We start from the raw sequence: 12,762 nt of genomic DNA, 5'->3' as shown, positions 1-12,762 counted from the left end.
TGCCACCATTTGCTTATTGAAAAAGAACCACCAAATGGTGGCTCTTTTTATTTCACTAACCGAACGTTAATTCAATAAGCCTTGAGTATTATCTACCAGCACAAGCCAAGCAATGTAAATAGCTGGGCTTAAACAAGCGAAAACGATCGTTGTGCCAACAAAATGAAAGCCTGAACCAGCTTCTTCGTCATCGTCCTCTTCATTTGCACTGCCCAATTTATTCAGTGCTTGCGCAAGTTCATCGTCTGTTGAACTTGAGGAAAACAGCTTACCAATTGAAGCTCCCATTTCAGCGGGATCAGACACGGGGCGATATTGGTCAATATCGAGCGGCTGTGCTAAGTCGGCTTCATTGTCTGCGCCAACTAGTTCACTGAATGAATAAACTGAGTTTGGAGTAACAACTTTGGGGCCTGTTTGTTGTGGTAATTTGTCCTCATCTTCGGCAGCATCTAAATCATCTGGGTTATAAAAAGCGTGAAACTCTTGGGCTAAGACAAGGCCGACAATTAAAATGATTGATGACGATGTAATCGCAGCCACAATCCACTGTTGAGGGAAAGTTAGCCAATTTGCATAATCGGCGAACACTACGCCTGCTGACACCAGTAAGAAAGCATGTAAGGTACCCCACCAAAAGTCCCGTTCTTCAGCAAGCCAACTACCTTTGATGACATATACTTGATAGGACGCAAACAGCGCAATGTATAAATAGAAGTACCAACTCATAGTACGACCTCCTTACCAGAGAGAACACCTTGTTGAGACAATGAATACAATGATTGTTTAGGTAGTAGTATTGCCCATGCCGCTTCGTCATCCTCAATAATATCGAGCAATCCCATCGCCAAGCTGGCTTCTTTTTTCAGCATTAATGCTAGATGAATAATAAAGTTTTCAGACACTGAGCGAGTAAACTGTTTAAACAGCCAATGTTGAGCTCCCTTACTAGAGTCAAATGTTAGCTCCACACTTTTTTTATCTTCGTCGAACTTGCAATGAATATTGGTAATTTCTAGCTCGGTTGCAAGACTGGCAACCGTCTCCATCATTTCAGCATAGTATTCATCAGGCTCAAAAATATCACCGCCTTGCCAAATGATACTTTTATGTGACAATACTTCCTGCACAAAGTGTTCTTTGCAAAGAAGATCGTTAAGCAGATCGTAGTCTTCGATGTACTCTTTCACTTGCTCTTTCACCTCTGATGTTAAGTCAATCAGTCCCGCATTGACCAAAGCCGTTAGCAGTCGCTTCATTTCGGCTTTGTTTTCAATCGCACAGGCCTTGGTTTCTAATTCTTCTTCGTCATCAAAATCAACTGATTCAAGTTCATCTAATTCATCTTTGAGTACTTCATAGGCCCGTTTTTTTTGCTTTTCTGATGCATTTCCTGAAAACGTTGCTGTCACGTCCGATAAAGGTTGCAAAGCTTGTCTTCCCTTCCAACTTGAAATCGCCGAAAACACTAAGCAAGGTATCCAGAACCCCCAAAAGGCAGGCATGAAAAACCAATTTTCATGAAATAAACCAAAAAAAAGTGACAAGGTTAAAGCGACAATACCCGCTTTAATTGAAGAGAAAAGCCACTCAAATAGATAGGCCTTTTGTAGTAAGGTAAAGATTCTCAATTTACGTTCCTTCGCATTGTTTTATTTTTAAAGTCAGTAAAATTGCCCTGTCATTGGGGGGTTACTCACTTCTGTTTTTGCTATCTTATTCTTAGATTTATCAATCCCGATATCTATATCTCTGTAGCTATTAAGTTGTTTGGGCATGCTTGCAGGTGGCACTATGTCATGACACCTGCGAGCTAAAAATAAAGCTTAATTTAGTAATTCAGCGAGCTCTGGACAGCCTTTATGAAAGCTACTTTCAAGTGCGTAATCTAATGCATTTTTATCACTATCATTTTTGATTGCTTTATCAGCGCCTTTATCAAGTAGGATTGTTGCTATCGGTACTTGGCAAAACTTTGCTGCTTTAATTAGGGCAGTGTCATTCTGGTTCCATTCAACGATATTAATATCGATACCACGATCAATATATACCGTTAATTCATCGACTTTTCCTCTAGATGCTGCATTGTGAAACCCAATAATATCTTGGGTCGAGAATGTGCTGCTATCACCTGCATTAGCCGTTGGTGTTAATGATAGATGCAAAAATAATGCGCCAATAATAAAGGACAATTTTTTCATAATACTTCCATGTTGGTTTGAGTGAGTTTTAAAGTGGGAGAGGCAAGTTACATTTGTGCTTGTGCAGTCAAACGAAATGACTATATCTAGGCTAATGATTGGCTTCTTCTTCCCTGAAAGGCGTTCTCTTATTGATTTAAGAGCTTGACCTGCTTTGCTTTTACCGATTATAGATTACGCTATTTATTCTTAAAAGTGCAATGCCTTTAAGCATCAATCTGTGATTAAAATGATTTAAAAATAGTGTGTTAGATTCATATCGTTTGTGTGGGCAGGCAAATGCTGCTGGTTTGGTGTTTAAGGATGTTTTGCAGTGTTAAAGCAATAAAGCCAATTCCTACTTGCAGTTATTGGCTTATTTAATCATTGCTTAGTTGAGAGCTTCACGTGCTAATCGATTGACTGTTTTAATGGTTTGTTCAAATACCCACTTAATAAAGTCATAAGATAATGTTTTTATTTTATGGCTAGCATGACCAGCAAACACCAACATATGGGCGAGTAAGCCATTTAGTTGCCCTGTGAAGGTGGCATTGTGTAAAGTGACATCAGATAATACCATGGCGATTTGATCGTAAAAATTCAAACCATTTGAGATACCACTTTGTATTCTGGCAGCAACGCCATTTCCTAGCTGACGTAATAAGGTCAGTAGCGCTTCGCTTAATCGATTCATCCAAAATAAATCACGGCTGACTTGATGACTTAAGCGTGCATCTAACGTCACTCTTTTGTGGCTATTAAAGCTCACTTTCCGTTGATATGAATGCCAATCATTGCTTTTCATATCTTGCATATAATATTTAACTCTGTGCTTGATAGGGTTCACAAAGCCTGAGTTATCAACTCGATATTCATAGCCATTATATGGTGCATGCACAAAAGGCCAGACTGGCACCATAGGGACGGGGTCGCAACCTTTAGTGCAGCGAAATATATTCTCTTGCCCTAAAGAGTTTGTACTTTTAAGTGCGAAATCGGCAAAGCCAACTTTCGGTGCACCGATACTATATAGCTTCACATTTGCGAGTCGTTGCTTTGCCCAATCGGCAATTAATGTTGCTATGGCGCCACCTAAACTGTGTCCAACACAATGAAGCGTTGCATTGGCTGGTACTAAATTAATATATTCGCATAATTCAGTTTTCATTGATTCAAATACTGAGTTGAAACCTGCATGCACTAATGCACCACGCTCAGTTGAACTGGTAGAGGCTCGCGCGTCAGTAGACAAGTCATTTAAACTCGCAAAATTTGTCCCACGTACAGCGATGACAATATCATTTTTATATTCTTGACTCTTGCCTTGCCCAACTAATGCAAAGCCTGTCTGTTGATTTCTAGCTTTAGCAACAAAACCACCAGATGTTCCCATCACGGGTTTAGAAAATGAATCAAAATTAAAGTGATTTGATAAGGATTTGCTAGTATCAAAGGAAAATCGCTTTTGTTTTTTCATTTGTAGCGTCGAGTAGGCAATAGAAGAAAGCTCTACCACCATATTTGGAGATAATGTTCCCATAATTTCATCCTTAAATTTAGAGTGAACAATTCGATCTTACAATTAGAGGGTATTCAGGTGCTTCTACATTGGTTAATTCAAACACCTCTTCTTCATTACTTATATCAGAAGTAAGATTGCTTAAGTGTGTTTTACATATAGTAGGGCAAGTAATGTCATGTTGGTTTGTAGCCCAAATATAAGTTTCACTATCATGATCATGCATAGTGAATTCAATCACTTGCCTAACAACGGGTTCATGCAGAATATTACCTGGTAAGCGTGATTTGATAGATTTTGCTTCAAAGCTAAACTCACCATTAGCATTTGTTAAGCAGTTATCTAGATATTCTTCGTCAGCGTAGGTTAGGCTGCGCTCTATAAGCAGGTTTTCAATAGGGGAGCCATTATTAGAGATTTTGCCATGAACCTCTGGGCTTAATTCGACAGTATATTTCTTAAGCATTCCTAGCATACTTTTGCTCCTTGCAAGTAAGGTAAGTGATTATAATCGCCGTTTATAATAAGTAAACTATTTGAAGCTAAAGTTGATTTTTTCAGAATAAAAAACCTTTAGTTATATACCCTTAAGTATGTTTTTGTGCTTCATGGGTAGTTATTTCTGGCGTGTTGGGGCAGACTAAACTTAATTTAAGAAATAATAGGGCAGAGTTTGACCCCGCTTAATGCTTAAGTCTTGTTCAATATGTTGTGCCGTAAAGGATTTCGTGTAAAATCTGTTTGGAAATTATGGAAAGCTCAATTAGAAAGGAACTCTAATGCCACAAGAATACGATCTGTGTTTTAGTACACAAAGCCGCGCTTCATTACCTATAAATGCTGATGATATTAATCAAGTAAAAGCATTTCGAAATAACAACCCGCATATTTTAGGCAACTTTCTGCCTGCTGGTACTCCGTTTGTTTTGCCAGCTGATGCAACTCAATCTATTCAGCAAGCTCGGCCAGATCTCGCTTGTGCATTGTCAGAAGTGTATAACTGGCCTTCGCATTCCCAGCGAAAAGTGGCACAAATGAATGCTATTTTTGGTGATGATCAGCTCCAAGCTATTGCAGCTGTTTACCAAAAAGAAATACAACCTTATGTGACAACAGCAAGAAAGATGACCGAAGGGAATGTTGATTCATTAACGGGTTTAGGCGCAGGTGCGACTGCAATAGCTGCTAAAGAAGGGCGCTTAAGTAGTTTTGGTAAAGCTATTTTCAAATATCAAACAGCTTTAATCGATATCCATCATGCTTCTAAAAATAAAGCGAATAAAACGACTTTAATTAAATTAGGCCAAATTGCCAAAGCGGCTCATTTAGACCTCAACGAAAAATTTGCTCGAGAAGTTAAACATTTCAGCGGTGTGGTTAAGGCAAATAAGCGTGGCAATATCTGGTCAAGTGCACAACGTGGCTCAGATATCGCACGAAGCAGCCGTGATATCTCACGTTTAAAGTTAACGTCACTGTCAGGTATACGCAGTATTCGTGGTTTAGAAATGGCGTCTGATATTGCTGGCAAGGGGCTTATAGCGTTGGATGCTGGTATTCGAGCTGATAGTGTTTATAACGATTATAAAGCAGGTAATGACTGGCAACGTAGTGCAGTGGTAGAGACTACAGGCTTTGGCGCTGGCACAGCAGCAGGGCTTTATGTCGGTACCCAAACAGTAGCTCTAGGGGCGGGAATTGCTTTAGCACTCGGCCCTGTGGGTTGGGTTATCCTAATTGGAGTTGGAATTGGCGCAGGTTATGCGGCTGGCAAGACAGTAGATAAAAGTGCTCAATTTGTGTCAGGTGCATTATATGATCGAAGCTCACGGGTAAACTGGTTTTAAGATATGACTGAAGAAGATTTAATATTATTAATTGCATGTGGAAGCATGATTATTTGGTGTTTTAGCTTTTTGCTGTTCACACGGACTTCCATGAAAACCATAGAGCGTAAAATGCTTGATGAGGGAATCGATATTCCTTGGTGGGATGAAAAAGGCTGGGGATTGAGAATTTCTACCTTCGTATCCGTTCTTGCTCGAGGAAAACAATCAAAAATACCTGTATTAGCAGATGAAGCAATATTACGTCATGCTCGTACTTATGATCGCGTTCTTGCAAGAGTCGTATCGTATTCATTTATCATTTTTATGCTTGTATCTATTTATATTGTCTATATGGCTGATTTATAAGTTATATAATGATTAAAAAATAAGAAGAACCACAGCTATTTGAGTACACACCAAGGCTTACATTATTTTTGAAAATAGCAATAAGTGGGTCAGGGTTCATGCTCTCCCCCTGGCTATGTGGCAGGAAAAATAGGTGACTATTTGGGGAAAGACTTTTCAGGGTACTTATATGATATTAGTTCATCTACAGGTTGGTTTTGAGTAATGGATGAATTCTTATTAATCACGAGGGGAGTACTAAGGTGTTATCTCTTTTGAGCACTTTAATATTCCCCAGAACCTCAATGAAAATGATAGCGCGTAAAATGCTTGCTGAAGGAATTGATGCCCTTGGTGGGTTATGGGGGTATAGAATCTCTACTTTTGTCTCGGTGTTAGCTCGTGGTAAACCTTCAAACCCCTCCGTGTTAGCTGATGAAGCAATCCTAAGGCATTTTCTTACTTACAATAAAGCATAGGCAAAAGTTGTTTCTATTTCATTTATCGTATTTTGGGTGTCAGGAACGTTTGCTTATTTGTTGAAGATTTACTTTTTGAACTAGCCAATGCTGGTTTTTAAATATTAACTCTTAATGATGGTTTGCCGCAGTTATACATATATATTATTGATTCTACGTTTTTTTTGCTTTGCAAATATGAGGAGTTCCCTTTCGGGTGCTAAAACATTGAAAGAAAGTGAAATCAGAATTAGCCCTAAGCAAGGCCTATTCTTCATTACAGTATTACTGCTATTTATCCTTGGTTATTTTTACGGATTGATTCAAGAAATAAGCATGTTAAACCGTATTGAGGAAGGGGCGGCCTTAGTTAAGGTTAGGCCCTCAACCCCAGCATTATTGGTTATGGTTCCTGCGTTGATGGTACTCATTGCTGGGATTGCTTTACGCTTATTAAATAAGATGACAGCGAAGCGTCAGAAGACAGGGCTTGTCATCATTATTGCTAGTTTTCCATTATTTCTAATGACTTGGTTTATTTTTTCACTACAACTCTCTGACAAACTCGAAACACATGGTTATAGCAAGTGTGGTTGGTATTCTGGAGCGTCTTTTGGTGCCCCTCAAGTCATGGTGTTAAACGAGCAGTTTTGTATTAAAGAAGGTTACCAAGTTCGTATCGATCTTTTAGATTGGTTTGAGCAACAATATAGTACTGGAACAGAAGTCTCAGTTGAAATGGTGTTGAAACAACAACAGCAATTATTAGATGATTTTCAGCGAAAGTTTAATTGATAATTCCATCAAAGGTCTGGCTAATTAGAAAGAGCAAACTGTTCATATTTGTGCCGTTGAAATAAACAGGTTTTCATAGTCTACAGGTAAATTTATCTGCTCCGTTGTTTGTGTTTTCAACAAACGATCAGCAGACTTTTTATAACCATAACCATAACCATAACCATAACCATAACCATAACCTAAATAGAAAAGGCTAGACCCATTCGGGTCTAGCCTTTTAGTCATTGTCTGTTTGCTATTACCTTATTTACAAAGGTACATGTGACTTCTTGATTGGCTATGCCACTACAATGCTTAGTTCACAAAGCCTATAAACAAGTAAGTTGCCAAAATCACTGCGACCCACAGCACCATATTACCTGATGGGTAATCACTGGAGATAAAGCTTCCTGCACCGCCTTTATTCTGGCGAGATAAAAACTTCTGACATTGGTCTAACTTGCCTCGTACTGATTGACGAATATCGCCATCCACTTTCCAAATGACAGCAAAAACGCGTTGTAGTGCATTAGGCACTAAGCGCCTGTATACCCAATCTACATCAAGGTGAGTAGAGCGTAGCTCAGGTGGATACATCCCTTTTAAATTCAACCAAACGAACGCTAATGCTGAGAACAGTAATAACTGAGTCTGAGCCAGTACATGGGTCGCGTCATATGGGTTATAGCCCGTATCGTAAGGTAGCAGAGAGTAAAGCGCTGCTGGGTAAATTCCAATGTTAAAATAAGATATTTGAAATCATTATTCATCCTTGAATTGAAAATAAATGGCCAGAGTGAGATTAATTTTTATCTCATAACGAAGCAGTTATTATATTATAACTCTATAATATACAAATGGTTATTTAAATTGTTAACTGAATTTGGTAATGTGTTGATGTTTATTATTAGGTAGCAATATAAGGCTTAGAATGGATTCTACCGTTAAAAAATCAGGTTGCGAGAGTAGGCAAGAACAAGATTATGCAGCTTCAAATGACGATTACTCATTGACTCAAGTAAAACTCATGAAGGTTTGGAGGGATAATCAAGGTTACTTATTACAACAGTTGGGGATATCTGATTACAGCGACCCTAAGCTTGTTAGATTAAATGGTATTACTCCTGAAGTAGTTATGAGCTTAAACTACCTTAATAAGACTGAAGAGTTACTTGAGCAAGATAGTGATTTTACTTTATCTCCTAAAGGTTTTGAAAAGTACAAATCAGCTCATTTCATTTCTTTGAAGTTTTTAACTGAAACTTACGAGCAACGAAAAGCTCAAGAGCAAGCTATCTCCGCCAAATTTTATTTTTTTTCGCGTGCAAAACATATTGCACAACAAAAAAAATCTATCCCGTGGCACTTTACGCTTTTCCATTTTATCTTATTACTTGTAAGTGCATTCTGGTCGGCTTCTATTTTGTTAGGTGCCTTTGCTGTCACACAAAAAAACCATTATGTGTTTGTTTTGATTACATTATCTCTCATTAATATTTATTCGATTGTCAGAAAAAGAACCCAGAAATATAAGATAACAGCCTTAACACCATTTCGTTTTTTGGTGAGCTATTTCAGTATATGTTCGCTAATAACAGCCTTATATGCGTTACTTTTTGTTTTTTTACCTTTTTTCATTGCTTCAAAAGTTAATCAGTACTGGCGAGATGATTTTATTCTTTGTGGCTTAGTCGTCTTCTTGTTTGTTGTTTGGGGTCACTCCCGTAATAATGGAAAATCAATTGGGAATGGGGGAAGCCAAGAGCTTGAAGTTGGCATTACTGGAAAAAGTAAAGATTCTGAGGGAGGAACAAATGTATAAGTTATTAATGACAATACTTATTATAGTTTATTGTTCCTCAGTCTTTGCAGTTGAAGTAGATGTAGTTGCTGCATGTAATGAGCGGGACGAACAAAAAAGTGCATGGTTGGCCAATTCATTATCTACATCACCCGTTGAGGCATTTATGGCTGGTCAATGCATTGGTTTTGAGAGTACTAAGGTAAGTTACTGGGGTTATGATAAATTTTCGTTTGAGAGTTTTAGTGACTTACCAAAATCGTGTGTTGAGTTTGTAGAAAAAAAAGAGGCTTTGCTTTCCTTTTTAAGTACATCATTATCAGAAGCTATGCATGCAGGCATGTGCGTTGGAGCTATATATAAAGTTGCTTTTGAATGTGACCGAAGTTACCAGATTAGCTACCTGAGAGTTGCGAAGAGCATTAATGGGTTAAGTTCACAAGGTGCTATAAATTACATTGCCGATCATTTTGATTGTAACGGTTATTAATTATGGCTAAAAAAGGAAATAGCATAGCAGCTGTAGCTTCAAGAGCACTGGGAATTGAGCAAAAACTTTTGCCAGAACGACTTCGTAACCGGCTTAATCAGTATGTAAAAATTGACTCCCTGAAGAAAGTACTGAGAGATGAGACTGAATTTGAATCAGAGTCGGTTCAATACTGTTCTCATTCTGTCCGAACAGGGCAAACCACTTTTATAAGAAACCTAGTAATCCTCGATACTCTTTTCAACGATTACAAGCTCGTTGGTGGTTGTTTGAGTGGTGGGCTAGCTAGCCATGAAATTATAGAGCAATTTAGTGCGGAATGGAGAGCAAAAAAGGTTCTGTATCAAGCATTAGAATCTAACATATCAGTGTTAAGCGAGTTTTTTGCAAGAGATGATATCGATTGGGAGAAGGATGAGGTGCCTTATCCATTCAGAAATGGTCAGTTTAGTTCAGTAGAGCTTATTGCTAAAAGCATCACAACCGATAATGAGCCTTCTGTTTATGACAGAGCAATAAAGGCAGTATTGACCAATCAATTTTCAGAGCTAGGGCAAGTTTTAGAAGAATTCCCTAATGAATTCATCAGTGTTGATAGGCTGTGGTTGTCACAACTTTATCAAGTAAAACGTCAAGAGTATGAGGAGTTTTACGAATTACTAAATAAGTACAATTAATTTCTCATAAAGGCTTTTTTGTGAAATTCACAGTTTGATACTTGATTCTGAAGTCAGCACAAATGGTGTGTTGATTATTAGGAGAATTATATGTATCAGCTAATTTTATTTTGCCTATTTAATGCAAAACGCCTAAGTCAAAAAGATCAAATGATTAAGCATCAATTAACAACCAAAACCTGCTCAACTTATAAACCAGTTAAGGGGGAATGAAGATGCTTAAGTCTTTTAAAAAATACCTTAGTAATACTACTTCATCGCATCGTGTTAAATCTAATGCTAAATGTTTTAAGGGGACTATTCCTAATTCGGTCTTAAAAAAGCAGATTGATATTGATATGCAATTGTCAGGTGGTTGCCACCCACAGTCACTGGGGGCGAAAAAGCTTCGTTGCTTACCCAAGTTATACCGTATGCGTGTGAGCAACGGATTTCGTTTATTGATTGGTTTCGATGGTCAAGAGTGGGTTTCGTCAGGGATATATCCTCGCCAGTATTTTACTACTCTAGTGAATAAACGAAGGCGCTAATCATTTCATTAGTGCAACTAAATTTAACTGACTAAAGGTACCTAAAATGTCTAAAAAAGTTGACCCTAAAGATAATCAATCTAATCAAAAAAACGCTAATAAAGGTACAGACGGCACAAACCGTCAATACGACCAAAATCAAGGTAATCGTGGCAAGCAAAAGCAGCCAAAGAGTAACTAAGCAAGGATAGCAAGTATGCGCTCCCTCATCGACTGAGGGAGCTTTAATACAAAATAGGAATTTTGAGGTTATGAGTAAGATAAAAAGTGCGCTATTAGTAACATTCGATTTTACACAACGGGGGAAAAGCGGAACCGGATTTGCGGCAGGGAGCTTAATATCCGCTTGTAAGGCTCACGTGGAGTATGCAAAGAAATTCAAAATAGACCATTTAGCAATTCCAATGACAGAAAAAGCTGGAAGCCAGTTATCAGTCGTCACAATAGTCGATTTGATTAACCAAATGGCCCCTATAAATGAATTAGATAGCCTAGTATTAGCTTGCTATGTGTGGAGTTCTGACCTTGTGGAACCGATTATTAGAATGTGTCGATTACAAGGTTTTAAAGGTAAAGTGATTTTGGGTGGTTATCAAATTAATAAGAAAACATGCAAGCATTTGTATCCTAGCGGTGACTTTTATATTCCGGGGTATGCTGAAGCATCCTTACCTGAAGCGATTATTAAAGAACGACCATTTTTAAGTCGAATCATTGAGACCGCAGTGGACTTCGAAACTTTGCCATCACCCTATTTAGATGGTTCTATTGTACTTGAGCGAGGGCAAAAAATGCTCCATTGGGAAACTCGCCGAGGGTGCGTATTTAAATGCAATTTTTGCGCTCACCGTGATCTTAAAGATAAAGGGTTGCACCAGCTTGGAATGAACAAAGTTAAAGCAGAGCTAGATTTGTTTAGAAAAATGGCTGTGAAAAAGATCAATGTTCTTGACCCAATTTTTAATAACGAACCTAATCATGTTGAGATTCTTCAATATGCTATCGATATTGGTTTAACAGCTTTGTTATCGCTTCAAGTTCGTTTCGAGCGAGTTAGTGAGGAATTCCTAAAGCTTTGTGCTCAACTCAATGTGCATTTAGAGTTTGGTTTACAAACTGCTGTAAAAAGTGAGTCCGTAGTCATTGAACGTGGAAACTCCATGGGTAAGGTCGATAAAGCAATCAAGCTTTTACAACACTGGAATCAATCTTTTGAAGTAAGCCTTATTTATGGTTTGCCAGGCCAAACGCCGACAAGTTTTAAGTACAGCATTAACTATTTGCAGGAACGTAATGTGGACGAAATTAAAGCTTTTCCGTTAATGGTGTTAGAAGGGACTAAGCTTGCTGAAGATAAGCAACTGCATAGAATTGTCGAAGGTGTCATCGATGAGAGTGGCATTCCTCATGTTGTAGAATGTTACAGCTTCACTCGTGCTGAGTGGAATTTAATGCACATCATGGCTAACAATCTTACAATAAGCGAGGCCGCATCATAATGTTTATTGTAATTGAAGGATTGGACGGTGTAGGAAAATCAACTATTTCAGCAGCACTTGCAGAAGCGCTAAACACTGAATTACTGTCTACTCCAGGTGATAAGTTCAGGAATGTTCGCAATGAATTAGATGACATTTTCAGAGATAATCATCAAGCTAGGCAGTTGTTTTATACTTCAACGGTAGTGAGTATTGCAGAAGATATTCGTCAGTTGATTAAGGATGGCAAGAGTGTAGTCGTTGATCGCTATTGGTTATCAACTCAGGTTTATCATCATTGGAAAAGTGAAGGCAATCACTTTGAACTTTTAGAGCTGAAAAAAAGTTTACTTAAACCTGACGTAACCATATATCTGGAGTTATCATTAGCGCAAAGAGAGAATCGTCTAATTGAGAGAAATGACTCAAATTCGGAAGATAATTTAACACTTTCAGAAAAAGCAGATGATGAGCTCCGTCAACTATATTCAGATTACTCAATTGATGAAGTAACAGGCTGCTTCTTAAGTGTTGATGCAAACAAAAATGTAAATGAGCTTGTGCTGCATATCTGTAAACTTCTTAAAGAGTTCAAAAAATAAATAAGAGTCATTAAATTCTATTTATTTCTGTAGAGTTAACTTCACTAATCTTCATGTTTTAAAAGCTAGCCTA

General features: G+C 38.1%; 18 protein-coding genes. 11 read left to right on the top strand and 7 right to left on the bottom strand.

Annotated features, from left to right (window positions below; translation table 11 throughout):
• Positions 1-66 precede the first annotated feature (66 nt).
• The 5 genes from Q4600_RS08400 to Q4600_RS08380 form a co-directional block, all read right to left on the bottom strand.
• Positions 67-729, bottom strand: coding sequence for a hypothetical protein (locus Q4600_RS08400; RefSeq protein ID WP_303515247.1), 663 nt, complete (start codon positions 727-729; stop codon positions 67-69).
• Entirely contained in the window at positions 726-1,631 is a 906-nt protein-coding gene (locus Q4600_RS08395) for a hypothetical protein (RefSeq protein ID WP_303515244.1), read from the bottom strand. Before Q4600_RS08395 ends, Q4600_RS08400 begins: the two co-directional genes overlap by 4 nt.
• Positions 1,632-1,826: 195 nt before the next feature.
• On the bottom strand, positions 1,827-2,201 hold the full coding sequence (locus Q4600_RS08390) for an ankyrin repeat domain-containing protein (protein WP_303515241.1): 375 nt from the start codon (positions 2,199-2,201) through the stop codon (positions 1,827-1,829).
• 370 nt (positions 2,202-2,571) lie between these two features.
• Complete coding sequence (locus Q4600_RS08385; protein ID WP_303515238.1) at positions 2,572-3,723, bottom strand: lipase family protein; 1,152 nt, start codon at positions 3,721-3,723, stop codon at positions 2,572-2,574.
• Between the two features lie 16 nt (positions 3,724-3,739).
• Complete coding sequence (locus Q4600_RS08380; protein WP_303515235.1) at positions 3,740-4,177, bottom strand: DUF6795 domain-containing protein; 438 nt, start codon at positions 4,175-4,177, stop codon at positions 3,740-3,742.
• A gap of 304 nt (positions 4,178-4,481) precedes the next feature.
• Between Q4600_RS08380 and Q4600_RS08375 the strand changes: the two genes are divergently transcribed.
• From Q4600_RS08375 to Q4600_RS08360, 4 genes are all read left to right on the top strand, one after another.
• Entirely contained in the window at positions 4,482-5,549 is a 1,068-nt protein-coding gene (locus tag Q4600_RS08375; protein ID WP_303515232.1) for a hypothetical protein, read from the top strand.
• 3 nt (positions 5,550-5,552) lie between these two features.
• Positions 5,553-5,897, top strand: a complete 345-nt coding sequence (locus Q4600_RS08370; RefSeq protein ID WP_303515229.1) for a hypothetical protein — start codon at positions 5,553-5,555, stop codon at positions 5,895-5,897.
• A gap of 284 nt (positions 5,898-6,181) precedes the next feature.
• Complete coding sequence (locus Q4600_RS08365; protein ID WP_303515227.1) at positions 6,182-6,355, top strand: hypothetical protein; 174 nt, start codon at positions 6,182-6,184, stop codon at positions 6,353-6,355.
• A gap of 207 nt (positions 6,356-6,562) precedes the next feature.
• On the top strand, positions 6,563-7,129 hold the full coding sequence (locus Q4600_RS08360; protein WP_303515220.1) for a hypothetical protein: 567 nt from the start codon (positions 6,563-6,565) through the stop codon (positions 7,127-7,129).
• Positions 7,130-7,171: 42 nt separating this feature from the next.
• On the opposite strand, the gene Q4600_RS08355 is transcribed toward Q4600_RS08360, so the two are convergent.
• Positions 7,172-7,357: a hypothetical protein gene (locus tag Q4600_RS08355; RefSeq protein WP_303515217.1), complete on the bottom strand. Its 186-nt coding sequence runs from the start codon at positions 7,355-7,357 to the stop codon at positions 7,172-7,174.
• 69 nt (positions 7,358-7,426) lie between these two features.
• Positions 7,427-7,723, bottom strand: coding sequence for a hypothetical protein (locus Q4600_RS08350; protein WP_303524381.1), 297 nt, complete (start codon positions 7,721-7,723; stop codon positions 7,427-7,429).
• A 319-nt stretch (positions 7,724-8,042) separates the two neighbouring features.
• Here Q4600_RS08350 and Q4600_RS08345 point away from each other — a divergent pair, with 319 nt between their 5' ends.
• The 7 genes from Q4600_RS08345 (at position 8,043) to Q4600_RS08315 (ending at position 12,689) form a co-directional block, all read left to right on the top strand.
• Positions 8,043-8,933, top strand: a complete 891-nt coding sequence (locus Q4600_RS08345) for a hypothetical protein (RefSeq protein ID WP_303515212.1) — start codon at positions 8,043-8,045, stop codon at positions 8,931-8,933.
• A complete protein-coding gene (locus tag Q4600_RS08340) occupies positions 8,926-9,402 on the top strand; it encodes a hypothetical protein (RefSeq protein ID WP_303515209.1) in 477 nt (158 codons plus the stop codon). The genes Q4600_RS08345 and Q4600_RS08340 overlap by 8 nt, the downstream gene beginning before the upstream one ends.
• 2 nt (positions 9,403-9,404) lie before the next feature.
• A complete protein-coding gene (locus tag Q4600_RS08335) occupies positions 9,405-10,079 on the top strand; it encodes a hypothetical protein (protein ID WP_303515207.1) in 675 nt (224 codons plus the stop codon).
• Between the two features lie 215 nt (positions 10,080-10,294).
• The gene (locus Q4600_RS08330; RefSeq protein ID WP_303515204.1) at positions 10,295-10,609 is read left to right on the top strand and encodes a hypothetical protein; all 315 of its coding nucleotides are present in this window, start codon (positions 10,295-10,297) and stop codon (positions 10,607-10,609) included.
• Between the two features lie 46 nt (positions 10,610-10,655).
• Complete coding sequence (locus tag Q4600_RS08325) at positions 10,656-10,790, top strand: hypothetical protein (RefSeq protein ID WP_303515201.1); 135 nt, start codon at positions 10,656-10,658, stop codon at positions 10,788-10,790.
• Positions 10,791-10,860: 70 nt separating this feature from the next.
• A complete protein-coding gene (locus Q4600_RS08320) occupies positions 10,861-12,108 on the top strand; it encodes a radical SAM protein (RefSeq protein WP_303515198.1) in 1,248 nt (415 codons plus the stop codon).
• Positions 12,108-12,689 (top strand): deoxynucleoside kinase, encoded by a 582-nt coding sequence (locus Q4600_RS08315; RefSeq protein WP_303515195.1) that lies wholly within the window; start codon positions 12,108-12,110, stop codon positions 12,687-12,689. Before Q4600_RS08320 ends, Q4600_RS08315 begins: the two co-directional genes overlap by 1 nt.
• The last annotated feature ends 73 nt before the right edge of the window (positions 12,690-12,762 follow it).

Source organism: Shewanella sp. 2_MG-2023 (assembly GCF_030548905.1).
GTDB classification, from domain to species: domain Bacteria; phylum Pseudomonadota; class Gammaproteobacteria; order Enterobacterales; family Shewanellaceae; genus Shewanella; species Shewanella electrodiphila.
The sequence above is the reverse complement of the archived record's forward strand: the minus strand, read 5'-3'. Positions and strand labels throughout refer to the sequence as shown.